The sequence below is a fragment of the Phascolarctobacterium sp. genome, from assembly GCF_045124115.1.
GTDB lineage: Bacteria > Bacillota > Negativicutes > Acidaminococcales > Acidaminococcaceae > Phascolarctobacterium_A.
In genome coordinates this window covers 1-23,965 of sequence record NZ_JBGVLF010000046.1, presented here as the reverse complement: position 1 = coordinate 23,965, position 23,965 = coordinate 1, and the positions used below count along the sequence as shown (strand labels likewise).

Annotated in this window: 22 protein-coding genes; 4 read left to right on the top strand and 18 right to left on the bottom strand. The window is 40.7% G+C overall.

From position 1 onward, the window contains the following. Positions 1–11: 11 nt before the first annotated feature. From ACJMM4_RS06750 to ACJMM4_RS06735, 4 genes are all read right to left on the bottom strand, one after another. Positions 12–791 carry a Nif3-like dinuclear metal center hexameric protein gene (locus ACJMM4_RS06750; protein WP_405383717.1) on the bottom strand — a complete coding sequence of 260 codons (780 nt, stop codon included), beginning with the start codon at positions 789–791 and terminating at the stop codon, positions 12–14. Next, positions 775–1,476 carry a tRNA (adenine(22)-N(1))-methyltransferase gene (locus tag ACJMM4_RS06745; protein WP_405381784.1) on the bottom strand — a complete coding sequence of 234 codons (702 nt, stop codon included), beginning with the start codon at positions 1,474–1,476 and terminating at the stop codon, positions 775–777. The genes ACJMM4_RS06750 and ACJMM4_RS06745 overlap by 17 nt, the downstream gene beginning before the upstream one ends. 211 nt (positions 1,477–1,687) lie before the next feature. Continuing rightward, the gene (gene rbr, locus ACJMM4_RS06740) at positions 1,688–2,227 is read right to left on the bottom strand and encodes a rubrerythrin (RefSeq protein ID WP_405381786.1); all 540 of its coding nucleotides are present in this window, start codon (positions 2,225–2,227) and stop codon (positions 1,688–1,690) included. Positions 2,228–2,311: 84 nt separating this feature from the next. Beyond that, complete coding sequence (locus tag ACJMM4_RS06735) at positions 2,312–2,743, bottom strand: Fur family transcriptional regulator (RefSeq protein ID WP_405381788.1); 432 nt, start codon at positions 2,741–2,743, stop codon at positions 2,312–2,314. A 263-nt stretch (positions 2,744–3,006) separates the two neighbouring features. Between ACJMM4_RS06735 and ACJMM4_RS06730 the strand changes: the two genes are divergently transcribed. Then, positions 3,007–3,252 (top strand): ferrous iron transport protein A, encoded by a 246-nt coding sequence (locus tag ACJMM4_RS06730; RefSeq protein ID WP_405381790.1) that lies wholly within the window; start codon positions 3,007–3,009, stop codon positions 3,250–3,252. After that, entirely contained in the window at positions 3,249–5,255 is a 2,007-nt protein-coding gene (feoB, locus tag ACJMM4_RS06725) for a ferrous iron transport protein B (protein ID WP_405381792.1), read from the top strand. The genes ACJMM4_RS06730 and feoB overlap by 4 nt, the downstream gene beginning before the upstream one ends. An 80-nt stretch (positions 5,256–5,335) precedes the next feature. On the opposite strand, the gene eis is transcribed toward feoB, so the two are convergent. The 4 genes from eis to ACJMM4_RS06705 all read right to left on the bottom strand — a co-directional run bounded on the left by eis (position 5,336) and on the right by ACJMM4_RS06705 (position 8,910). After that, complete coding sequence (gene eis / locus ACJMM4_RS06720) at positions 5,336–6,526, bottom strand: enhanced intracellular survival protein Eis (RefSeq protein WP_405381794.1); 1,191 nt, start codon at positions 6,524–6,526, stop codon at positions 5,336–5,338. A gap of 10 nt (positions 6,527–6,536) precedes the next feature. Next, complete coding sequence (locus ACJMM4_RS06715; protein WP_405383703.1) at positions 6,537–7,382, bottom strand: DUF2156 domain-containing protein; 846 nt, start codon at positions 7,380–7,382, stop codon at positions 6,537–6,539. A gap of 140 nt (positions 7,383–7,522) precedes the next feature. Beyond that, a complete protein-coding gene (locus ACJMM4_RS06710; RefSeq protein ID WP_405381799.1) occupies positions 7,523–8,035 on the bottom strand; it encodes a hypothetical protein in 513 nt (170 codons plus the stop codon). Then, on the bottom strand, positions 8,035–8,910 hold the full coding sequence (locus ACJMM4_RS06705; protein ID WP_405381801.1) for an aminotransferase class IV: 876 nt from the start codon (positions 8,908–8,910) through the stop codon (positions 8,035–8,037). The genes ACJMM4_RS06710 and ACJMM4_RS06705 overlap by 1 nt, the downstream gene beginning before the upstream one ends. Before the next feature lie 193 nt (positions 8,911–9,103). Between ACJMM4_RS06705 and ACJMM4_RS06700 the strand changes: the two genes are divergently transcribed. After that, positions 9,104–11,410 carry a cation:proton antiporter gene (locus tag ACJMM4_RS06700; RefSeq protein WP_405381803.1) on the top strand — a complete coding sequence of 769 codons (2,307 nt, stop codon included), beginning with the start codon at positions 9,104–9,106 and terminating at the stop codon, positions 11,408–11,410. Between the two features lie 281 nt (positions 11,411–11,691). Then, on the top strand, positions 11,692–11,955 hold the full coding sequence (locus ACJMM4_RS06695) for an AbrB/MazE/SpoVT family DNA-binding domain-containing protein (protein WP_405381805.1): 264 nt from the start codon (positions 11,692–11,694) through the stop codon (positions 11,953–11,955). Positions 11,956–12,049: 94 nt separating this feature from the next. On the opposite strand, the gene ACJMM4_RS06690 is transcribed toward ACJMM4_RS06695, so the two are convergent. From ACJMM4_RS06690 to wbaP, 10 genes are read right to left on the bottom strand one after another with little or no spacing between them, the layout of a single operon-like run. Continuing rightward, positions 12,050–12,799 (bottom strand): ABC transporter ATP-binding protein, encoded by a 750-nt coding sequence (locus tag ACJMM4_RS06690; RefSeq protein ID WP_405381807.1) that lies wholly within the window; start codon positions 12,797–12,799, stop codon positions 12,050–12,052. Between the two features lie 8 nt (positions 12,800–12,807). Continuing rightward, positions 12,808–13,593: an ABC transporter permease gene (locus ACJMM4_RS06685; RefSeq protein ID WP_405381809.1), complete on the bottom strand. Its 786-nt coding sequence runs from the start codon at positions 13,591–13,593 to the stop codon at positions 12,808–12,810. A 1-nt stretch (position 13,594) separates the two neighbouring features. Further along, on the bottom strand, positions 13,595–14,896 hold the full coding sequence (locus tag ACJMM4_RS06680) for a UDP-glucose dehydrogenase family protein (protein WP_405381811.1): 1,302 nt from the start codon (positions 14,894–14,896) through the stop codon (positions 13,595–13,597). A gap of 14 nt (positions 14,897–14,910) precedes the next feature. Beyond that, positions 14,911–16,353 (bottom strand): sugar-transfer associated ATP-grasp domain-containing protein, encoded by a 1,443-nt coding sequence (locus ACJMM4_RS06675; RefSeq protein ID WP_405381813.1) that lies wholly within the window; start codon positions 16,351–16,353, stop codon positions 14,911–14,913. Continuing rightward, positions 16,337–18,445: an ATP-grasp fold amidoligase family protein gene (locus ACJMM4_RS06670; RefSeq protein ID WP_405383701.1), complete on the bottom strand. Its 2,109-nt coding sequence runs from the start codon at positions 18,443–18,445 to the stop codon at positions 16,337–16,339. Before ACJMM4_RS06670 ends, ACJMM4_RS06675 begins: the two co-directional genes overlap by 17 nt. After that, complete coding sequence (locus tag ACJMM4_RS06665) at positions 18,446–19,573, bottom strand: ATP-grasp fold amidoligase family protein (protein ID WP_405383699.1); 1,128 nt, start codon at positions 19,571–19,573, stop codon at positions 18,446–18,448. Beyond that, positions 19,530–20,420, bottom strand: a complete 891-nt coding sequence (locus ACJMM4_RS06660; RefSeq protein ID WP_405383697.1) for an ATP-grasp fold amidoligase family protein — start codon at positions 20,418–20,420, stop codon at positions 19,530–19,532. Before ACJMM4_RS06660 ends, ACJMM4_RS06665 begins: the two co-directional genes overlap by 44 nt. 10 nt (positions 20,421–20,430) lie before the next feature. Beyond that, positions 20,431–21,495 carry a glycosyltransferase family 2 protein gene (locus tag ACJMM4_RS06655; RefSeq protein ID WP_405383696.1) on the bottom strand — a complete coding sequence of 355 codons (1,065 nt, stop codon included), beginning with the start codon at positions 21,493–21,495 and terminating at the stop codon, positions 20,431–20,433. A 30-nt stretch (positions 21,496–21,525) separates the two neighbouring features. Further along, entirely contained in the window at positions 21,526–22,296 is a 771-nt protein-coding gene (locus ACJMM4_RS06650; protein ID WP_405383694.1) for a glycosyltransferase family 2 protein, read from the bottom strand. After that, a complete protein-coding gene (gene wbaP, locus ACJMM4_RS06645; RefSeq protein ID WP_405383692.1) occupies positions 22,268–23,641 on the bottom strand; it encodes an undecaprenyl-phosphate galactose phosphotransferase WbaP in 1,374 nt (457 codons plus the stop codon). Before wbaP ends, ACJMM4_RS06650 begins: the two co-directional genes overlap by 29 nt. Between the last annotated feature and the right edge of the window lie 324 nt (positions 23,642–23,965).

Genomic DNA, 23,965 nt, shown 5'->3' with positions numbered 1-23,965 from the left:
GTTAGACCAACCTATATATGCTTCAGAAGCATACTTTCCTTGGCAACCTTCAAATTAATATCCCAATGCCTATCTGCAAAATGCAGGGACAAACGATCCGCCAAATCATCCAGCACAGGCAGCTCCGTAGGTTGGTGGCCTGCGTCGATAATATTCAAACCACTGAAAACTGCTTCCTGCGCACTATGGTATTTTACATCGCCTGTTACCAAGGTGTCCGCCCCCTGTGCCAACGCCAGTTGGATTAAATCACTACCGGCGCCACCGCAAACGGCAACATTCTCCACCTTGCGACCTGCATCGCCTACAACTACGTAATCGGCCTTGAGGGCTTTCTTGACAAAGGTAGCAAAGTCCGCCAGTGTGCACGGAGCAACTTTACCAATGCGTCCCAAGCCATTGCTAGTATCAAGCACGTCATCATCTTCAATATGCAGACGTTTCACCAAAGAATCGTTGACGCCGCCGGAAACACAGTCTAAATTGGTATGAGCGCTGTAAGCAGCAATCCCGTGCTCCGCAAGGCGCAGTAAAAGTTCCTGTTGCCAAGCTGCGTCCGTCACCTGCTGCAGTTTGCGGAAAATCACCGGATGATGGGTTATGAGCATATCAGCATGGTACTCAATTGCTTGTGCCACCGTTTCAGCAGTCATATCCAAGGCTAAAAGAATCCTATGGACATGCTTGTCATTACGCCCCCACAAAAGGCCAACATTGTCCCAATTTTCGGCTAAAGCTTTGGGAGCCATCTCTTCCAAAAGCTCCACCATCTCTTTAACGGTTACTTGCATTTTCACGCTCCAACACCTCCAGTGCTGCTAACAAAGCTTGTGTTTCCTGATATTTAGCGCTAGCCTTAGCACGTTCGCTGCGCTCCATGTTGGTCAAAAGCTGACGACAGCCGCTAATCTGTCGCTCCAACTGCTTGCCTAGAAGTTTGTGTCCCTTACGCAACAGCACCGGACCTACAGCGTACTCCGCAGGGGAATAGGCTGCGTCCTCGCCACGTACTGCACAAATTATTTCATAAAAATGCGGTGGATCATCTACCAACTCTTCATCCAGTAAACGCCAACCATGTTCCACCAGCCATTGACGCAAGCCTGCCGCGCCTGCCATGGGCTGCAGCACCAAAGTTTTAGCTGCCACTGCCAAATCCATGTCTGCTTCCAAAATGCTGATAATGGTAGAGCCGCCCATGCCGGCAATAGCGATACAATCTGCTTCGCCTGCCTTTAGCACTGCCAAACCGCTGCCCATGCGCACCTGCACTTTGTCCTGCAGGCTGTGCATAGCAACGGTACTGCGGGCAGCACGGCAAGGACCTGCGGCGATATCGCCGGCAATAGCGCTGGCAATGCGCCCCTGCTCCAACAGCCATACAGGCAGATAAGCGTGGTCCGTGCCAATGTCCGCCAAGATGCTTCCTTGGGGCACCAATTTACCGATAGTCTCTAATCTTTCACCAATGTTCATGTTTACTCCTAATCTAAAGGCTACGTGCTTACGCACCACTGCCAAACGCAAGAGCCTTTTTCTAAATTTACGCCTCTTAAAGCGGTAGTATTCGTTCGTCTAACATATCTGTATATTATACCATACGCAGACACAAAATAACAGCAAAAGCGCATATAAAAAAGCACCTCGGCCACGTAGAAACCTACGTCCGAGGTGCGGGAGCAAGCAATTAGTAGTTCATTGCTTTCAGTTCGAAATAGCCTTGAGGATGGTCGCAAACCGGGCATTTCTCGGGAGCTTTATCGCTAACGATAATTTTGCCGCAGTTGGTGCAAATCCAAACCTTTTTCTCTTCGCGTTTGAATACGCGGTCGTTTTCGATGTTAGCAATCAAAGCGCGATAACGATCCTCGTGCTCTTTTTCAATCTTGCCAACTTCTTCGAACAGATAAGCTAATTTGTCAAAGCCTTCTTCTTTAGCGGTTTTAGCAAATTCAGCGTACATTTCGGTCCATTCGTAGTTTTCGCCTGCAGCTGCGTCCTTCAAATTTTCCATGGTTTTGGGAACGCTGCCACCATGCAGAGCTTTGAACCACAATTTGGCGTGTTCTTTTTCGTTACCTGCAGTTTCGCTAAAAATAGCGCCGATTTGGTTATAGCCTTCTTTTTTAGCTGCACTTGCATAATATTGATATTTGGTATGAGCTTGAGATTCACCGGCAAATGCGGTCCACAGGTTTTGTTCGGTTTTGCTACCCTTTAATTCCATGATTACTCCTCCTTATATCAACGGGGCTTTACTTTACAGAGCACACGGCCCTATACCCCTACGCCTTACGGCGCAAATGACTTCTTAATTCTTATCTTCGCCCAGCACTTCACCGGAGTGCTCTTCGGCTGCCTTCTTTTGGCATTCAGGGCAAATACCGCTGAACACAATGTCATGATAGTTCATTTTGTAACCGGTTACAGCTGCAACCTTGGCATCAATATCAGGAATGTAGTCAAAATTTTCTACATTCATAAATTTACCACATTCAGTGCATTTAATATGGTAGTGACGCGCCAAGATGTGGTCAAAACGATCTGCACCATTGGGCACAGAAACTTTACCCAAAAGGCCGCTTTCTACCAAGCTGTTCAGATTGCGGTAAACAGTACCCTTGCTGATATCAGGATATTCCATAGTAATACGGTCATATACTTCTTCAGCAGTGGGGTGATCCGCTAAAAAACGTACCGCAGCAATAACAAGTTGACGTTGAATAGTGTTTCTTTTTGCCATTGTCATCATCCTTTATCAAAAATAATTCCTAATTAGAATTATACATTCTGTTTTAATTTTGTCAAGTATTTTTTAGCATAAACTACACTATATTCACATTTACTATGCAACATTTTTAAGATATAGAAACTTACTTCTGAATTCAGTGCTAATAGTCTTATTTACAAATGAAGGAATAGGCAGAAAATTGACAGTTGCTAATTGCAACATTATAATAGTATATGTGATATTAGCTTGAATTTATATGTAAGAAGGAATAAACAATGACACAAGTAACCTTGGACAGCCTCCCCTTGGGACAGCAGGCTATCATAAAAACTGTAGGCGGTGAAGGCATTCTCCGACGCCGTCTTTTGGACATGGGTTTGACTCCCCGTACCCGTGTTATGGTGCGTAAACGTGCGCCTTTAGGCGATCCTTTGGAAATCTTTTTGCGTGGCTATGAGCTTACCCTGCGTGCGGACCAAGCAGCCCAAATTATTGTGGAACCGGAGGCAGAAAAAGCATGAATCTGCATTTCGCCCTCATTGGTAACAAAAACAGCGGCAAAAGCACCCTTTTCAACTACCTGACCGGTAGCAATCAGCACGTAGGCAATTTTCCCGGTGTAACGGTACAAAAAAAGGAAGGTGCCTTGCTTGTCAACAAAGACATCAGCGTTATCGACCTGCCCGGTATCTACTCACTTTCTCCCTATACTTCGGAAGAAATCGTTACCCGCGACCTGCTTTTGTACAACAAGCCATCCGCCATTATCAATGTTATTGACACTACTAATATCGAACGCAGCCTGTATCTGACACTGCAGTTGATTGAATTGAACATCCCCATGATCATCGCCCTAAACATGATGGATGAATTGGGCTCCAGCGGTGGTAGCGTAGATATTAAAGCCATGGAAGAACAGCTGACGGTACCTGTGGTTCCCATTATCGCCAACAGCGGTGAAGGCGTTGCAGAACTGATCAAGCGTGCCACGGAAATTGCGGAAGATCAAAAGCTCCCTGAACGCTTGGACTTTTGCTCCGGCCCCGTGCATACTGCTATCCACGCCATAGCCCATCTGATTGAAGACAAAGTGCGTCGCAAGGGCCTGCCCCTGCGTTTTACTTCCACCAAGCTTATTGAAGGCGACGAGGAGTTCGCCCACGAGCTGCAACTGACGGAGAACGAACGGGATATTGTAGGCCATTTCATTAGCGAGATGGAACACGCCTTAAACACGGACAAGGAAGCAGCGTTGGCTGATATGCGCTACGCCTATATTGAAAATTTATGCGTGCATACCGTGCAGAAACCCAGCCATACGGAAGCCCAGGAGCGTTCTGTCAAGATTGACTATTACTTGACTCACAAATATTACAGCCTACCGCTGTTCTTCTTGATTATGGGTTCCGTCTTTTGGCTGACTTTTGATGTTTTCGGTACAGCTTTAAGCAATATGCTCAGTGAAGTCATTGAAGGGATTACGGCAGCAGTGGATGGTTGGCTCACAGCGGTTCACGTCAGTCCGCCTATGCACTCCTTGATCATCGATGGCGTTTTCGCCGGCGTAGGCAGCGTGCTCTCCTTCATCCCCACCATCGTCACATTGTTCTTCTTCCTCTCCTTATTGGAAGACACTGGCTATATGGCGAGGATTGCCTTTGTTATGGATAAACTGCTGCGTAAGATTGGTCTTTCCGGTGCGTCTTTCGTACCCATGGTCATTGGCTTTGGTTGCAGCGTACCTGCCATCATGTCTACCCGCACCCTGCCCAGCGAACGTGACCGCAGAATGACCATTATGCTGACGCCTTTTATGAGCTGCAGCGCTAAGTTGAGCATTTACGGTATCTTTATTGCCACCTTCTTCCCACAAAATGGTGGCATGGTGATGCTATCCCTGTACCTTTTGGGTATTCTCACCGCTATTATCTCCGGCGTGCTGATGAACACTTTCGTCTTCAGCGGCAAACCTGTACCCTTCGTTATGGAGCTGCCCGCCTACCGCCTGCCCACTGCCCGCAATATTTTGATGCACATGTGGGAACGTGCCAAGGATTTTATCCATAACGCTTTTACGATTATTTTTATGGCCAGCATTATTGTCTGGTTCTTGCAAAATTTCGATATCCGTTTCTACATGGTAGATTCCGGCAACAGCATGATTGCCCAATTGGGCAGAGTTATCGCCCCCATTTTCGCTCCCTTGGGCTTTGGCTCTTGGCAAACCGTTACGTCCTTGATTACGGGCTTGACGGCGAAGGAAGTTGTTATCAGCACCCTGTCCGTCCTTGCAGTAGGACCGGATGGTTCCCCCAATCTGGCAAGCATGTTCTCCCCTTTGACTGCTTACACCTTCCTTGTGTTCTGCCTGTTGTATCCCCCCTGCATTGCTACTTTGGCAACCATCCGCAGGGAACTGAACTCCCTTAGGCACACATTGGCACTCATTGCCTATGAACTGTGTGCAGCTTGGACCATGGCGTTCATCGTAAGACACATAGGTATGTTTTTGGGGTTTGAGTAAATAAGCAAAATACTGTATCTAACACAAAGAGGTTAGCGTACTCCGCAAGTACGCTAACCTCTTTTTTCATGTCATCCGTCTTAAAAATATTCGTTTATATAGTTTCTGCACTTGGGGAACAAGCTATCCAGTACCGCCAACTTGGCAGGATTTTTGACCTTGATACGCCCTGCTTCCGCCAGTTCCGTAGCGCTGAAAGCGCCAAAATACAACTGCGTAAACGCTGCCATATTCATAGTGACTTCTTCATCATCCATAGTGCTGGCAACGTGTAGTTGTCCTGACGCAACAGCCAACTTCAGCAAATGGTTGTTGCGGGCAATCACTTCGTCCGTCAACAGCAAGACTACGCTGCCTTCCGGTACGTCCGCTCCCACTGCCAACTGTCCCAAAGCGGCACGGGCATCCAAGCAGCGCGCCATCATAAAGGGCTGCAGGCTGCCAGTCAAGCTTTGATCCTTAAAGCCAAGGTAAGTCTTATCCCAAGGCTCTGCCAACCAGTGCACTTCTTTGGCAGAACTTTGGTGCATAGCTGCGTAGCGCAAAAGCGCCATGCGCACTTCGTATGTCCCTGCCATAAGCTCCAAAATTTGGAAACAGTCATTGCTAATCTGGTACAGCATATAGCCCACAGGTTTTCTATCATCATATACCACAGCGCACTGCACATGCTCCAAATTATGCACAGCCAAGAGTTTCTGCCACTGGAAATCCGTGCGTTTAGGCACACCGTTCCACCCTGCAGTTACCTGCTCGTAAATTGGCGCCAGTACTTCCTGCACCAAAGCCACGCGCTCTACCTGCAGTCTGCGCTCTGCCCTGCCCAACTGTTCGCCCAGCGCCTGCAGGCTAAGCTTGTACTCATGGCGGTAGTAGCAGTAGCCAAACTCGTAAGGCAGGTAGATCCCTGCAAAAATCGGCATCAAGGTTACGAAAGTCACCCCTTGGTCACGGAGTACATCGAAGGTAGTCTGCAAAAGCGGTGCAAAGGCGTGCTGTCCTCTCGCTTCGGGAGCAGTAGCAACCCCCACCAGGTACGGTGCTAGTTGTTCCTGCCCGCGGATACGCAGCAGATAGGGGTTCACATGCACCATTGAACGCAGTTTTTCTTCTTCGCCCACCTTTTCAAAGGCGCCGATCACCATATTATTTTTACCGCAGTATTCGTTGAAGTAGTATTGAAAGAAGGGCTCCTCCCTTTTTTCAAAGCAGTAATCCCACAGCTCTTTCACATGCTCCATTCGTTCTGCATTCACTAAGCGGTAAATCATTTTGCCACCTCTAGGAAAAAATCAAACTGTACTTTTTCACCATAAACTCAGGATGCAACGCTTCCTTGGCAGTACGCAGACCGGGACGCCCCATGTCTTCCTCACGGTTCAAGTAGGTTACATCCTCCCAAGCATGAGCAGCGAATTCTTTCGTAATAGCAGTATACAATCCGCGCACACGGTGATCCGCCTTTTCCACATGCAGCACTGCCGTATCATCATTAATCTTCTTGCCAAAGCTAAAAGCTTGGATTTTGCCATCAAAACGAATGGCACCGCCACGCAGTTCCAACTGCTCAAAATTCATAAACGCCTCTTGAATGGCGTACTTTTCGCAGAGAAGGGAAGGATCTTCCGCCATGTGTTCGTCACACCACTGCTCACCAAAGTTCAAGCATTCAATCATATTCTCGCTAGTAATAGGCTCGTAAGTATAGTCCGGATGCGCCTTGACAAAAGCGTTATAGTGGTTCTTTTGACCGTGGAGCTTGCGACCACTCAAAGTCGCTAGTTTCTCCCGCAGATACACGTAGTCCCAGTTATCACGGTCTTCAATGTACTCCAAACCGGGCATAACTTTCTCAAAGCGCTCTTTGGTAAACTCGTAAATACCATGCATTTCAAAAGGTTTACCGCCATGTGCCTCACGCAGTTCCTGCATCAGCATGGGCAAATCCTCATCCCTGCCACCGAAAGGCTGGATGTAAAAATCTACGTCATTGCGCTTTACCCGCAGCAGTAAAAAGCCATGGGCTTCACACCAATAAATATGGTAGCAGTCGCGCCATACGAAAAGATTGGAAAAGGCGCACTCACTACCACGTTGATGAGTTTTGGATATATAACTTTCAAACAAGGGCTTCTGCGCCATTGTTACAACTTTAAATTCTAAAATTTGGATAACCTCCTTGAGATACTCTACTAATTCGCTACAAATTATAGCACAGGGCTCGTAAAAATACTACGAGCCCTAAATTTGTTTGCAGATATTTTACATTAGCAGATATTTCTCTTTAACAGCGCGTCATAAACCTTCTGCGCCAACAATAAGCCTGCTACGCCTGTCACCAGCTGCGGCACGCTCATTGCAAACAGTACCGTCTTCCGCATGGCAGGTTCAGTCAAGCCTAAGAGCATAATTACGCCCCAGGCAGCGCCAAGCATAACGCAGGCTTTACCCACAGGCGGTAGCAATGTCTGTAACAGTTCCCGCTGTGCCAACCGCCTTAACAGCACTACAAAAACGCTGTTACCAAGCCATACTACAGGCACTAGCACAGGCAGCAGCAGTTGACCTTGAAGATAGGCAGTCACAGGCAAAAGCACGCTGAGCAGTAACGCTGCAGGCAAACCGCTCACTCGCAGCGTCAGCATCAACATCATATGTACCAAAGTACCGATGATAAAGGTAGAGAGTAGCGGCGGCAGTGGCAGTACAAGACGCAGTGATTGCAGCACCAATGCCAATGCTACCAGCAAAGCGCCACATACTAAGTAACGGGTACTCATTATTTAGCAGGGCATTCTCTAGCTACAAAAGCTTCATAAGCAGCTTGCAGTTCCGGTACCAAGGTGCCTACCTTGCCTTCATTGATGAAGCTACGGTCGATTTTAGTTACAGGCATGAACTCGCAACGAGGACCGCACAGGAAAGCTTCGTCAGCCTTCAAAGCGAAGTCTTTATCGAAAGCGCGCTCCATAATCTGCAAATCCATATCTTTTGCCAAGCGTTCTACCAACAGACGGCGGGTAATGTTTTTATGGATGTATTTGTTTTCCGGATGAGTCCACAGAATACCATCTTTGTAAATAAAGAAGCTTGCTTCGGTAGATTCGGTAATCTTACCATCGCGAACGAAAAGCGCGTCAAAGGCACGGCTCACAGTAGCTTTTTGTTTAGCCAAAACTTCCGGCAGACGGTTCAAAGTATTGACATCGCATTTTGCCCAACGTTCGTCAACTTCGGTAATAACGTTGACACCTTTAGCACGTTTAGCAGCCAAAGCGTCGCGGTCCACAGGTACTGCCATCATGGTCAGCTGGGGTACGCTCATTTCCGGGTATGCCAAACCATAAGGTGCGCTGCCACGAGTAACTTGGGTATAGATTTCGCAGTTTTCCAAACCGGTTGCTGCCAGCAGACTCTCATGGAATTCTACCAATTCTTCAATCATGTAGACACCGGGAATCTTCATGGCAATAACAGAATCAAACAAATTGTTCATGTGCGGCAGCAAGGCGAAAGCACGGCCATTGTACACAGGCACGATTTCAAAAACGCCATCGCCAAAGTTGTGGCCACGGTCGTTAACATCGATGTATGCCTCTTCCATGGGCATGATTTCACCATTTACAAGAACCAGATTTTCTTTAATTTCGCTCATAATCTTCCTCCATTAATGTATATATCACAATTTTTTTACTTTCTTTTGTCCACTGCCATCCCAAAATAAGGTATAATTAAAGGACAGCATGACAACATAATATTATACACTATAATTAGCTTTTTGGCAAAAATTGTCGCATGCTAAAAATTTTTCTTAGTTAAAGTAAAAATTTTTCATAAAGGAGATCTTCATGGCCCATTTACCAACTATTGTCACCGATTTAGCAATGATCCTGCTGGTTGCAGGCATCACCACCATCTTGTTTAAAAAGATTAACCAACCCTTGGTCCTAGGCTACATTATTGCAGGCTTTTTAACAGGACCAAACTTCCCCTTCTTCCCCACTATCGCTGATAACACCAACGTCCAAGCGTGGTCGGAGATAGGCGTAATTTTTCTACTTTTCGCTCTAGGCTTGGAGTTTAGTTTTTACAAGCTGAAAAGTGTCGGCAGCACGGCTTTCATCGCCACGGCAGTGGAAATTTTCGGTATGCTTGCCGTTGGCTACGCTGCAGGTACGCTACTGGGGTGGAACCACATGGACAGCCTTTTCTTAGGCGGTATGCTTTCCATGTCCTCCACTACTATTATTATCAAAGCTTTCGATGACTTGAAGCTACGTAGCAAAAGCTTTACAGAAGTTGTCTTCGGTATCCTGATTGTGGAAGATATTGCAGGCATCGTGATGATGGTTATGCTGTCCACTATGGCAGTTGCCTCTGCAGGCGTTTCTTCTTTAGAACTGCTGATGGGCATTGGCCGTTTGGGTTTCTTCCTTATCCTGTGGTTCGTTTTGGGTATGTACTTGGTGCCCAGCTTCTTTAAATGGGCGCAAGATTTGATGAACGAAGAAACGTTGGTAGTAGCATCCGTAGGACTTTGCCTGGGTATGGTTGTTTTGGCTACGCACTTAGGATTTTCTTCCGCTTTAGGCGCCTTTATTATGGGCTCCCTGATTGCGGAGGCACCTAATGCAGAAAAAATTGAGCATTTAGTTGCACCTATCAAAGATCTCTTTGGTGCCATCTTCTTCGTGTCCGTCGGCATGATGGTTAACCCTGCCCTTTTGGTAGAACACTGGCTGCCTATTTTGGTTTTGGTTATCGCCACCATTTTGGGCAAGCTGTTCTTCTCCACCGCAGGCGTACTTGCCTCCGGTCACAGCCTCAACACTTCCACCCACTGCGGTTTCTCCTTGGCGCAGATTGGTGAATTTTCCTTCATCATTGCTTCCTTGGGCATGGGCTTAGGTGTTATCAGCGACTTTATCTACCCCATCATCGTAGCTGTTTCCGTTATTACCACCTTTACAACGCCTTTCTGCATTATGAGCGCCGAACCCTGCTACCAATGGATGCGCAAGGCTTTGCCTGCTAAAGCCATGGCTTGGCTGGACCGCTACACTGACGACGGCAGCGAAACCGCCAAGGACAGCCTGTGGCGCGACTACATCGGTAGCTATGTAATGCAGATGGCAGTTTATACTACCTTGCTCCTTGCTATCGCTATGGGGGCGAATATGTACCTGCTGCCCTATCTGCAGGATACACTGCAACTTCCCTACGCTAAATGGCTTACAGCCGCTGCCACCTTGCTGGTGATGGCACCCCTGCTGCGTGCAGTGGTTATCAACGGCTCCGGTAGTAGCGAAACCTTTTCCATACTTTGGTTCAAGCGCCGTGCTAACCATATTCCCCTGTTGATTCTGCTTTTTGGCAAAGTTCTCGTTGCTTCCGCATTCCTCTACTTTGTCTTTAGTAATATTCTTAATCTCCATGGTCTCGTTGCCTGCTTGGGTATCGTCATCGTTGCTTATGTGATCTACTCTTCCGACTGGATTATGGGCGAATACCTGCGTATTGAATCCCGTTTTTTAGTAAACCTTAACGAAAAACATATGCGCAAGCACAGAGAAAGTTTGGGTGAGCAAGAGTCACAAAGCTGGTTCGACGAAACTTTGCAGCTAGCCACCTACTCCGTTAGCGACAGTTCTCCTTTTATCGGCAAAACCTTAATTGAACTTAACTTTAGAAAGTTCTACGGCTGCAATATTCTGCAAATCGTCACTCCCGAAAAGACTGTGGATATGCCCGGTGGCAAGGAAGTCGTCGTAACTGGTTCCAAGCTATTGCTCATCGGTACTGCAGACCAAATCCGTATTTTTGACGGTGCTATCCGTCAACTGCACCTGGATCTGCACAGAAGCAGCGGGCCCGTTACCCTGCGCCAGTTCATGCTGGACAGCCACAATAATCAAGAAGAGCAACAGTTTCTTTCCTTGGCAATCACTGTTGACAAACATTCCCACCTTCTGGGCACTACCATCAAGGCTGCAGACCTGCGCCACAAGTGGAACTGCCTTGTAATCGGCTTGGAACGTGGTGCTTTCACTATCACCAACCCCAACGTTTCTCTTGTTTTTGAAGAAAACGATTTGCTGTGGGTTTTAGGCAAGCAAAAGATGATCAACGCTTTGATTAGGGAAGAAATTCTGTAAGAAAGTATTGGCATCCCCCATTCTGTAGCATGCAAAGCGAACTGAAAGTTTCAATACTACTCTAGCAATGTAAATACAAAACAACTAAAACTACTAACGCCCTCATATACAGATGGGGGCGTTTTGTATTTCTGAATGTATCCCCATATAATTAGATAAAATTTAAAACGTCTTTTAAAAATTCAATGCCTTAGGATTAGTAAAAAGTCTTTATTTTCGTAAATAATTCTGTTATAATTCAAGTAGGGAATTCCCTACTTTTCTAGATAGGAGGTTTATGTATGGAATTTAAAAATTATACCGACAATGCCAAAGTTATGGCTAAAGGGCAAATAACTATTCCGAAGGATATTCGTGAAATTCTAGGTTTAAATACCGGCGACCGTGTAACTTTCATTGTTGAGGGCAACACTGTACGTATGGTTAACTCAAATATTTACGCTATGCAACTTTTGCAAATGCAAATGTCTGGTGAAGCAAAGCGTACAGGATTAATTAATGACGAAAAGATTATGAACGAAGTAAAGGAAATACGCACGGAATAGAGATAATTTATGGTGATATTCATACACTCCCCCACAATTACATAAATAGTAAAGCAGGGCGCGAAAAGCGCCCTGCTTTTAGTTTACAACCTTATCATATTTTCAGTTTTCCATCTAAAAAACTTTGGTAGTCATCACAAATCTTCTTTACATCACTACCAAAGGTAATCTGCTTACCTTTATGCAACCATAGAATCTTATTACACATGCTGCGCACTTGGTTCAGAGAATGGGAAACAAGGATGGTAGTCGCTCCCCCATTGATGATTTCTTTCATCTTTGCTTCGCTCTTTTTACGGAAAGCACCATCGCCAACGGAAAGCACTTCGTCTAGAATCAGGATTTCAGGATTGACCAAGGATGCAATAGCGAAAGCCAACCTTGACTTCATACCGGATGAAAGCTGCTTAAAAGGTCTGTCTTCAAACTCTTTTAACTCAGCAAACTCAATTATACTATCATAAGTATCATCCATAAATTTGCGTGTGTAGCCCAAAAGCGCTCCACGTAAATAGGCGTTTTCTTTTACCGTCAAATCACCATCAAATCCACTAGCTAGCTCTAGCAGAGCAGCTATTTTCCCGTGGCGTTCGATTTGTCCTTCAGAAGGAACCATAATCCCGGATACTGCTTTTAAAAGCGTAGATTTACCTGCTCCGTTAGTACCTATAATGCCCAGCATATCACCTTTTTCCAAGGAAAAGGTGATATTTTTATTTGCCCAAAACTCTTTAACCTGGTAGTTATTTTTCAGTCTACGCATAACGTATTCTTTGAGTCCGATGCTTTTAAAGTCTCCCGTAATGTATTTGATGGAGACATTGTTAACCTTTAAAATTTCCATGATGCCTCCTAAATATAATACAAGAATTTATAGTTGTATTTTTTGTAGACATAACAACCCACGCTAAATAAAACCACTGCATACAGTGCCAATAAGCCGTGTACCCAAAGTTCCGGCACAACGCCTTTTATTACGATGCTTCTAAAATAAGAAATCACCACATAGATGGGATTGCAATAAAATATTTTTTGAATGTTAGGCGACAGCATTTCTATGTTATAGAAAATAGCAGAACCATACATTACGACCTGTGTAAACAACCGATACAAATACTGGATATCCCTAAAGAAGATATAGAGTGCGGATAAGATCAACCCTATACCCAAGTTAATGAAAATCAAACAAGTAATGGGGTACGCCAAGCATAAAAACTTCCAAGAAAATGCTATTCCGTCAAAAGCAACAAAGGCAAAGTAAATCAAGAGGATGATGCCAAAGTTGATTAGAGCAGAGACATTCTTGGAAAACAGGAAAAGGTATTTGGGTACATTGATTTTGCTAAAGATATTTGCGTTGCTCATCAATGCGTTCATACCTTCATTGGTAGATTCAGTATAGTAGTTAAAGATAATCTGCCCACTAAACAAGTAGATGATGTAGTGAGCAGTATTGCGACCGAAGAACTGTCCGAAGATGGCTGCCATGACGCAAAGCATCAGCAAAGGAGATAGCACGCTCCACACCATGCCAAGGACGGTTCGTTTATATTTCTTTTTGAAGTCACGCTTGACGAGCTCTTCAAAGAGAAATTGATACTGCTTTAATTTTATGTACTGATTTCCTATAAAATTCATTTTAAATATTTCTTATTGCTCTTCTACCGATAGATTCATAAGCTATCGGTAGAACCTCCATTTCCTTCAGAGCGAAGCAATTGCGCCCATCTAAAATTATAACTTTTTTCATCAATGCAAAATCATTCAATGTTAGTGCCTTTATTTCCGGCCACTCAGTAAAAATAAAGCATATGTCTGCATCCTTCAGTGCTTCTTGCGGAGTTTGACAATAGGTAATCTCAGTCGGGTAAAGTTTCTTATAGTTATTCTCACCTACCGGATCGTAAGCATATACTTCTGCCCCATCTTCTAAAAAAATAGGAATATTGACCAAAGACGGAGCCTCGCGCAAATCGTCAGTACCAGGTTTAAAAGTCAATCCCAATACGGCAATCTTCAACCCTGCAAAGGATTCGTAATATGCCTTTGCTTTTTTTATAAGTTTCAGCTTCTGCTGATCGTTAACTTCGATGGCAGCCTTAACAGTCTTCAATTCCTTATCATAAAACGCACTGATCCAATGTAATGCTTTGGTATCCTTTGGGAAACAGCTACCACCATAACCAATGCCAGCATTCAAGAACTTATTGCCAATACGTGTATCAAAGCCCATACCGGTCGCAACATCATTGATATCCGCACCAATTTGCTCACACAAGTTGGCAATCTCATTGATATAGGAAATCTTCAATGCCAAAAAGTCATTGGAGGCATACTTAATCATCTCTGCACTTTGGCGGTCAGTGATCAACTTTGGTACATCAAAGTTTTCATATACCTTCATCATAGTATCAGCAGCTTCTTGATTATTCGCACCGATAACAATACGGGAAGCAAACAAAGTATCATGTACTGCAGTTCCTTGGGCTAAAAACTCTGGATTGGAAACAACGCTGAATTTTGCATTTTCACGTTTATTTTCCTCTAGATATTTTTCTACTTTCTCATTGGTACCAATAGGAACAGTAGATTTAACTACAACAACGCACTTATGATTTACACTTTCAGCAATATTTTTTACTACTGCCCATACGTAGTTCAAGTTAGCACTGCCATCTTTCTTTTCAGGTGTACCAACACCAATAAAAATAACCTCCGCATTGTTATAAGCACTTTCATAATCCAATGTATAGACAATGCGGTCAGCATTTTTCTTCATCAGCTCCGGTAAGCCTTCTTCATAAATGGGTGAAATACCTTGTTGCATGATAGCAATCTTATTAGCATCCACATCTACACACGTAACATTATGCCCTCTTTCAGCCAAACATACAGCCGTAACTAAACCTACATAACCAGTTCCGGCAATTGCAATCCTCATTATTTAATACCTTCTTATTTCCTTGATAATGGGCATAGATTAAAAGCAGTTTTATGGATACTAATATTTTTATTAATGTTTATATTCCTTAAAGAAGTACACCCTGAAAAAGCTCTTTCTCCTATTGATTTTACTGTATGAGGTAATTTTACGCATTCCACTACTCTATTAAATCGAAATGCTCTTCTTCCTATTACAGTTACGGGTTTACCATACATTTTCTCAGGGATTTTAACTACTTTATTATCACCCAAATACTTTTCTACTTCAATATGATCATGATATTCTTTAAAATCAAAGTTAAGAGTATTATGTTTTTTGCAATATCGCTTTAAAATTACCTCGTCTAATATTTCCTGTGTTAATTCTCCTAGAACTGGACCAACTGTCAGCTGATGCACATGCCAATCACCAGCAAAATTAACTTCTATTAAAATCGGATCTCCACATTCATCGATTGCAATATCCCAAGATGCCAGTTTAATATAAGGAATATGAAAATGTGATCTTTCTACAGTTTCAATTACTTTATCCCAACAAGGAATACTGTAGCCTTTGGTAAGGTCTACCCCACCAACAGTCATAGTCATTCTATTGCATTTTTTATCCAATCCAAAAGGATACAAATGTCCCTTGTCATCAAGACCTACTATCATCCCTCCAGCGCTCCAATTATCTACTCTCTTTTCACCTGCTCCTATCCTTACAGCAGCAGCTAGTATATTAACTTTATTTTTCCAAATAATACTTGTTATACGTAAGGTATTTACAGAATTGGAGTTTAATTTTGCCATCACTTCATGCTGTTTTATAACATTCTGAATCACAAATGATTGACCAGAATTTAAAAGCAATTTTTGCAACTGTTGCTCTGTAGCATTCTTATAAAAACAGATGCCTCTACCTCCACCACTTACGTCGTTAGGTTTAAAGATAAACTCATTGCCACTATTTAAGTGAGCCAAACATTTTTCAATAGCAAGAGGCAAATTTATTCTATTATACTCTCCGTCGAAAAAATACCCATTCATCCTTCTAACAAGAACTTCTGGCTGCTTAATGTTTGGAAAAATTTTATTTAACAAGGTTTTATTTTGAGAACTCCAATAATAGTGTTTATGTTGAAAATATGGAGCAATATAAATCGCTCTAATTCCATTTGGTATATACCTTGGATCAAAAACACCCGTCCTATTCATAAATGCTTGAAATTCGTCAAAACATATATTAGGATAAGCAAACTCATATCTTTTCCAAAAAGATTCTATCTGTTTTCTTTGTTCAAAAGTCAGAGCTGTATCATCAGGCAATAGAAAAGCCTTCTGTTCACTTCTCCACATTTCAAATTTTCTCTCTATTATTTTTTCTTCTGCTCTGTTCTCTAACCATTTCATAACTTGCAAACGAATTTTATCAAAAAATTTTAAGTTATGTACATTTTCATACATTAGTTTCATTTTTATCATTTTCCTTATATTTTTCCAAATCTAAAAATTCTCCCAATTTAAAATCCCATGCTCTAGGTTTAAATCTCAAGAACATTCCTGGAGTAAAAGTTAATTCTCCCACATAAACATGCCCATCTACTTCATAAAAATCGACACGAACTAGAGGAAAACCTTTAGATAAGTTTCTACACAATTCTATCATTTTAGCCAAATTTTCCGGTTTTTTAGGATTTCTGCTAACTATTTTCCCTCGTCTAGAAAAAGGCAACACCTTCCATTCCATATCTACAAAAGATCTACTTTGATAATCAGTTCCGCGATCTGCAACGACAAGCGCAAATTTAGGTTCTCCGTTACAACAATAAAATTTGTAATCATCTAAAGCAGAACACCCCCTTTGTTCAACATAGTTTTCTATGACAATTGTGGGCTTTTCCATCTTCTCATCAATAATACACATGTTTTGATAATAATAGTTATTCCATGGATACAACCAAGAAGATAATACTGCCTTAACTCTATCGATATTAGTATCCTGCTTATTTTTAATTATCAGTACCTTATCGGCTCCCCAACCATCATTTAATTTTGCAACAAATCGATTAGGCAAAGCAGAAAAGTCAATGTCATTAACGTCATCATATACACCTAATAACGGAATAACATATTCCGAACCTACTCTATTGCTAATAAATTGTTTTGCTTTCCCTTTATCAGCAGCTACAGCAATTTCTGGGTTTTTATAATTAAGCGCTAACCATATTATTTTTTCGTTAAAACTTCTGGGATTTTTTAGGTTAGGAAAATACCCTAATTGCTTATAAGCTTTTTGTTCACAATGTATCTTTTGAATTTCTGGGGTAATACCATTTTCCATTAAGTATGCTTGCATTGGCGTGTTTTCAACATAATTAAATTCAATTGGTTCAGCACCATTACCAATACCACCTTCCTGCTTGTAGCAAAACTCTACCCCTAATAAACTAATATATTTCTTATCAATGTTATTTTGGCTTTCAATATGAGTTTCATAAGGTATTCTTACTCCCAAAAACTTGATATATTTATTCCCATTAACACTAATCTTTCTTACTATCTTTCTCCTAACCCTTAACAATGAGCTACTCATTTTAGAAGTTAGGAGTTTTTCATAATATTTCATTTTAAAGCAAGGCCCTTCGTTATCTAATATCTGTTTTTTAGGTAAATTAATCTTAGAACCAAGATATTTATCCCATTCTACTGGATTAAATGGTAGCACCCCTCCACCAGAATAAAACGTCATCTCCCCAACAAATATCTCGTCTTCCTTTGTTTCATAAAAATCAACTCGAACAAACGGAAAAGGTTTTGCCAATTTTTCTGCCAGCTCTATCATTTTTTCTATATTTCTAGGCATTTGGGGAGCAGGAACTGCATTTGGTTTATTACCATAAGTAAACGGCATATAGTTCAAATTTTTATCAAAAAAAGTATACGTTAATTTTCCATCCAACCGATCTGTTGCTATAAACATATATTCAAATTTTCCATTACACATAAAAAGCTTGTAATCATAAACCTGTCCATCTATTTGCTCCAAGTATTTCTCAGCATATACAACTGGTTTCATATGTTTATAACCCCAGTTAAAATACTGATAATATGAATTACGATCCGGTTTCATCCAGCTATGTAGCTTTCTTTTTGTTGCTAATATATTCAAATTATTTTTATCAGGAACAACAATATTATACCCGCTAGACCAATTTACTTTTAAAACAAATTTGTCCGGTAATTCATTAAAATCAATTTCATTTACTTCATTCCAGTGTTTAATTGTAGGAACAATATATTTCTCTCCAATAGTCTCTTTTACATAGTCTTTAAGTGCAAACTTATCACTACATTTAGTTATAAGCGGATCATGGTAATTTAATTTTAACCACATAATCTTTTCATTAAATGTTTGTGGATTATCTAAATCAAGTTCATATCCAACCCTTTCTCTAAAAACATTTTTAAGAATTTCTGTTTTCTTTTTATTATCTAATAAAATTCCCATTTTATAATGATATTTTTTTACATCTCTAAATCCATTATATGCGCACACTATAATCACTTACCCTTCAATAACTATTTTCCTACCCAAGTTATAGTCCCATTCCTGTGGTTCGAACGGCAATGTTCCTCCACCAGAATAAAAAGTCATTTCTCCAACATAAAACTTATTATCATCAGTTTCATAAAAATCCACTCTTACAAAATTAAATGGTTTTGCAAGTTTCTCAGCTAAAGTTATCATCTCATCATAATGTCTAGGCTTTAATGGTAAAGGATTTGCATTGTCCTTATGCCCATATCGACAAGGTATGTGTTGAAATTCATTGTCGAAAAACGTATAAGTCAGCTTACCATCAAGTCTATCAGTTGCTATAAATAAAAACTCAAACTTGCCATTACAGATAAAAAACTTGTAGTCATATAACTGGCCATCAATCTGTTCTATGTATGGCTCCGCATATATAACAGGTTTCATATTTTTATATCCCCAATTAAAAGTATCATAATAACTATTTCGCTCTGGTTGTATCCATTTCAACAATTTCTTTTTCGTCTTAGCAAAATCTAATTTTAACTTATCTTTAACTATAATATTATACCCACTAGACCAATTTACTTTAAGAGCAAACTTATTAGGTAATTTGTTAAAGTCAATCTCATTAGGACTATTCCATACGCCTAGTACAGGTAAAACATATTGCTCTCCTATTACCTTACTAACGTAATTTTTTACAGCATACTTATCACAACATTTTGTAATTAAAGGATTGTGATCATTAAATTTAGACCATAAAATTTTTTCATTAAAAGTTTTAGGATCATCAATGTTTGGCGTGTACCCTAAATTATCTGTTAATTCTTTCTGTAAGATTTGCTTACATACTTCATCACTCAACTGATTTCTTTTTTTGTAATGCTCTTGTTTTCTATTATAAAATAAATTATTTATATTAAAACTAATCCCAAAAACCTTTAAGTACTTTTCTTCGTCCACCTCATAAACACTATAAGGTATAGTAAAGTTTCCTATTTTCAAAATACAATCATTATCATTTTTTTCTATTTCATAAGGTACTTCAATACACCCAACACATAATATCTTTTTATTTCCTACCTGTTTTTTCCTCAAAATTCCCATTATCTTAGTCCTTCCCCAAAATAATATATTCTCCCATTTCTTTGCCATCAATCTTAATTTCTGATGGTCTCATTCCAGCGTCCGGTGTAAAAGTCATCTCACCAAAAATAGGCTTACTTTTCCATTCGTAAAAATCAACCCTTACAAATGGGATTTTTTTGCCCAAAGTCTCTGCTATATCCATCATCGACTCCAATGATTTTGGTCTCTTAGGATTGCATAACTTATTGTATTTTCTCTCGATATAACCTAATGTTTCCCATTTAGGATTCATAAAAACTGCTCTACTTCTTCCGTCAGAAGCTTTATCCATTACAAGAACAGCCTTTACGTGACCATGAAAACAATATAATTTATAGTCTAAGAGTGCATCGCCCTCATTATCTAGAAATCGTTCACACAATATACATTTCCGATCAACATTATATTGTAATTCTGATATAAATAGCCAAAATTTTTTCTTTCCCCAATTGTCTAAAAGCTTGCATACTTTTTGAGGATTTGCTTTGGCTTTAGTATGACAGACATAATTAAACCCTGAGCCAAAATTCCATTTTAATACAAACGAGTTTGGAAGTTGATTCCATGGAATTTGTGAAGTATCATCATAGACACCAATCAATTCATTTAACGTATCACCATATCCTAGAGAAGTAACGTATTCCCTTACCCTCAATTTGTCAGCACATTGCTTAACAAATGGGTCATTACTGTACCTATTAAGCTTTAACCACGAAATTTTCTCTGCAAAAGACTTTGGTTCATCCAAATTAATTATTTTCCTCGTATATAAAAAAGAACAATAAACAGTATTTAATTTAGGTGAAACACATGTCAAAAAAGATCCAATTTTTTCAATCAATATCCATTTTAAAACCTGTTTAATATATAACATTCTATATCACTCATACCTTCATATTGACTTTAATAACGCACTTTTTAACTGTATTTAAAATTCCGGTCGCATGATAATACTCAGACAGTTTATATACCTTGTACATCCAGCCCAGTATATTAAAACTAGGGTTATCCATATTTTTAATCACCATATACTGCATAAATAACGTAAAGGGAAAACATTCGTAAAGCTTGTAATTAGTTTCAGCAAAACAGAAATCAATATTTTTAACTTTCTCTAAAATCTCTATTTTCCCACATTCATTATTTATAGAATTTAATGTGTAAAATACGGTTTCAAAAAAAAGCCTTAGATAAGAATACTTATACTCTTCATAAATATTGTTCTGAATCATATAATCCTTTACTTCTAAAAGTGCTTTAAAAAACTCTAAGGGTGTCTTTGTATTATTAGCTTGAAGACTATTTTTCATGCCTGTACGATAATGAATAAAAACCTTATCGTACAAAAGAATCTTGTTAGCTTTCAATAAAGCTTTACTAGTAAAAGCTAAATCGTTTGACCTTTTTATATTTTGAAACTCAATATTATTACTCTTTAAAAAATCTTTTCTTATCAACTTATTCCAAGCTGGTACTAGAAATAAATTTAAAATTTCATTAGGAATATCTTGCGCAGAAAAGCACTCATTTTGAAATTTACGATACTTTCTAAAATTAATGTTAAGCAACGCTTTTTTCCCAGTTTTTTCTGAAAAACTATCAGCATTATATATAACTATATCTGCATCATATGCTAATGCCTTGTTAAAAACCTTTTCAGCAAGATCCTCTTCTACAACATCGTCACTATCTACAAATAGTACATATTCTCCTTTCGCAACTTGCAAACCATTATTTCTAGCACTTGCAGCACCTTGGTTACATTGTTTTAAAACAATAATTCTAGAATCAAGTTCAGCATATTTTTGTAAGATATTTAACGAATTATCAATAGAACCATCATCAACACATATAATTTCAATATCGGTATATGTTTGCTGACAAATAGAATTTAAACATTCTTCCAAATACTGTTCGACATTATATACTGGTACTACAAAACTTAGCATACATACCCCTTACTGAATGTTTTAAGAGATTTATTTGTATTTAATAATGCCATTAAAAGCGTATTGCATAAAATAATACAAACTCTCCAAAATCCCTAATTCCAAAAATTTCCTATAAATAATCCATCTATTCTTCGCAGCATTAAACTTATTATAAGAACGCCCTTTAGCATGCACTCGGTAATCCACAAGAACCTTATTAATGCCTATTCCCTTATTGCTTTGTTTAAAGAACTCAAGCAAAAAAACATAGTCCTCATGAAACCACGCGGAAGAAAACTCCATACCCTGCAACTTTTCTGCCTTAAATAACGTAGTAGAAAAAATAACGAAATTTTCTTTTAATAAAGCAGATACGTCTATATCTACAGGAACAGCCCTTTCTTTTATAGACTCATCGACTTCGGTAACCATACGATACCCAGTATATGCCATATCTTTACCAGAACTCGCTAATATAGCAACCTGTTCCGCAAGCTTTGTAGGATACCACACATCATCGCCATCGATAAAAGCTATATACTCCCCTTGCGCGTATTTAAGTCCAAAATTTCTAGCAGCAACACAACCTGAATTATGCTCAAGCTGATACACCTTTACCCGCTGGTCGGACATAGCAAATCCATGTGCAATATTAAAAGAAGCATCAGTAGAACAATCATCTACAATCACCAACTCTAAATCTTTGTAATCTTGATTTAAAACAGACTTTATAGATTCGCTAACATACGCTTCACAGTTATAAATAGGCATAATAACAGAACAAAGCCCCTTAATACGCTCCCTTACATTTAATGACACTCTTTACCGTCCTCCACAACAACATCACATCCAGCCATACGCTCCAATTGCGCACATACCAACTATCCATCTGCACACGCTCTTCATAGGTAGTATCACTGCGCCCGCTCACCTGCCACATACCCGTAATCCCCGGGCGTACTTGCAAATAATCATGCACAAACTCCCCATAACGCGCCAATTCCTCGTGGACAACAGGCCGTGGCCCCACAAGGCTCATCTCCCCGCGAAGCACATTCCAAAGCTGAGGCAGCTCGTCCAAACTGGTTTTACGCAAAAAAGCACCACTCCTAGTGATGCGCGGATCATTCTTTAACTTAAAATCACGTTCCCATTCCTCCCGTGCAGCAGGGTCAACAGCCAACAATTCAGTCAATTTCTCCCCTGCATCCATGCACATACTGCGGAACTTGTAACAAGGGAACACCTTGCCATCCTTGCCAATACGCTCATGCTTAAAAATCACACTGCCCGGAGAATCATAGTAAATCCACGCCGCAATCAAAAGTAGGAAAGGCGAAATCAACAAACCACCAACAATAGTCAGCGTATAGTCAAAAACAAGCTTCAAATACCTATTCAGCGGACGAGCCAAATTGTTCTTTAAACGCAAAATCAAAAGCTTTTCGTTAAAAAGACTTTCCACTTCCAAACTACCTGTAGGCACGCCCACCAGATTAGGAATAACCCCAAGATTCTTCACCAAAGGCTGCACACGGTAAATCAAATGGCCAAGCTTGTCCCCCAACCCAGGCGCAGCAATGAACACCCGCTGTACACCCGTAGCCTTGATTACACGTTCTGCATCATCAAAGCCGCCCAACACAGGGAACTGCTCCAAAATACCGCTTTGTACCTTGTTATCCTCTAACAAGCCTATAATCTTGTAACCCAAGCCTGCATCACTGGTGATAGCCTTAACCAGCAGTTCCGCTGTTTTGCCTGCACCAATCAACAGCACAGGTATCTGCAGCAAATTCTTACGTTGCAGATAATTTTTGACACCATAGCGCGCCAAAACCAACAAAACAAAAGCCAAAACGCCAAAAGCACCGGTAAAAAACCTACTGGTGTGAGCTGCAATCCGCGCCACGTACAGCACGAAAATAATCGCCAAAGTTCCGTAAAGGCAGGAATAAAAAAGCTGTTCAACTTCCTTATAGAACGGACGCCTCCTGCTGTACAGTTGGTTCATATTAATAAAAATCATAAAGACTGCAGGGAATACTACCCAAAAATTGAACCAAGAAATTCTTAGCGCCCCCGTATGGAACCAAAAATTACGCAACCAAAAAGCACATTGCTCCGCGCCAATGATTGCCACATAATCTACTAATATAAACAATATAAAAACATACAACGAGTGCACTACTTTACCTCTATTCGTAGAATTTTTCGTCATTTTATGAATATCTAATATAGCATATTTCAACATCGTAATTATAACACTTTACCCCCCCGCTTTCAAGGCTAAAAGATAAGTGTTCCTACAAACGCAAAAGTTGTCTAGCTAAGTCCAAACTGCACATTGAGGTGGTCCCCTAAAGTTGGACACGTCAAGAACGCAAAAAATTATTTTTGGTTTTCTTGAAAATCGTGTTATTATTATTTTAGGAGGCTCACAATATGGCTAGAGGAATTTTAACAGAAGAAGAAATTAAGATCCTTT

Excerpts from the sequence above, each read along its gene's own strand:
- ACJMM4_RS06660 (WP_405383697.1), bottom strand. The coding sequence starts at position 20,420 with ATGTTATATATTAAACAGGTTTTAAAATGGATATTGATTGAAAAAATT.
- ACJMM4_RS06655 (WP_405383696.1), bottom strand. The coding sequence starts at position 21,495 with ATGCTAAGTTTTGTAGTACCAGTATATAATGTCGAACAGTATTTGGAA.
- ACJMM4_RS06735 (WP_405381788.1), bottom strand. The coding sequence starts at position 2,743 with ATGGCAAAAAGAAACACTATTCAACGTCAACTTGTTATTGCTGCGGTA.
- eis (WP_405381794.1), bottom strand. The coding sequence starts at position 6,526 with ATGATTTACCGCTTAGTGAATGCAGAACGAATGGAGCATGTGAAAGAG.
- ACJMM4_RS06680 (WP_405381811.1), bottom strand. The coding sequence starts at position 14,896 with ATGAGGATTGCAATTGCCGGAACTGGTTATGTAGGTTTAGTTACGGCT.
- ACJMM4_RS06700 (WP_405381803.1), top strand. The coding sequence starts at position 9,104 with ATGGCCCATTTACCAACTATTGTCACCGATTTAGCAATGATCCTGCTG.
- ACJMM4_RS06750 (WP_405383717.1), bottom strand. The coding sequence starts at position 791 with ATGCAAGTAACCGTTAAAGAGATGGTGGAGCTTTTGGAAGAGATGGCT.
- ACJMM4_RS06710 (WP_405381799.1), bottom strand. The coding sequence starts at position 8,035 with ATGAGTACCCGTTACTTAGTATGTGGCGCTTTGCTGGTAGCATTGGCA.
- ACJMM4_RS06745 (WP_405381784.1), bottom strand. The coding sequence starts at position 1,476 with ATGAACATTGGTGAAAGATTAGAGACTATCGGTAAATTGGTGCCCCAA.
- feoB (WP_405381792.1), top strand. The coding sequence starts at position 3,249 with ATGAATCTGCATTTCGCCCTCATTGGTAACAAAAACAGCGGCAAAAGC.
- ACJMM4_RS06695 (WP_405381805.1), top strand. The coding sequence starts at position 11,692 with ATGGAATTTAAAAATTATACCGACAATGCCAAAGTTATGGCTAAAGGG.
- ACJMM4_RS06705 (WP_405381801.1), bottom strand. The coding sequence starts at position 8,910 with ATGAGCGAAATTAAAGAAAATCTGGTTCTTGTAAATGGTGAAATCATG.
- rbr (WP_405381786.1), bottom strand. The coding sequence starts at position 2,227 with ATGGAATTAAAGGGTAGCAAAACCGAACAAAACCTGTGGACCGCATTT.
- ACJMM4_RS06685 (WP_405381809.1), bottom strand. The coding sequence starts at position 13,593 with ATGAATTTTATAGGAAATCAGTACATAAAATTAAAGCAGTATCAATTT.
- ACJMM4_RS06730 (WP_405381790.1), top strand. The coding sequence starts at position 3,007 with ATGACACAAGTAACCTTGGACAGCCTCCCCTTGGGACAGCAGGCTATC.
- ACJMM4_RS06675 (WP_405381813.1), bottom strand. The coding sequence starts at position 16,353 with ATGAAACTAATGTATGAAAATGTACATAACTTAAAATTTTTTGATAAA.
- ACJMM4_RS06690 (WP_405381807.1), bottom strand. The coding sequence starts at position 12,799 with ATGGAAATTTTAAAGGTTAACAATGTCTCCATCAAATACATTACGGGA.
- ACJMM4_RS06665 (WP_405383699.1), bottom strand. The coding sequence starts at position 19,573 with ATGGCAAAGAAATGGGAGAATATATTATTTTGGGGAAGGACTAAGATA.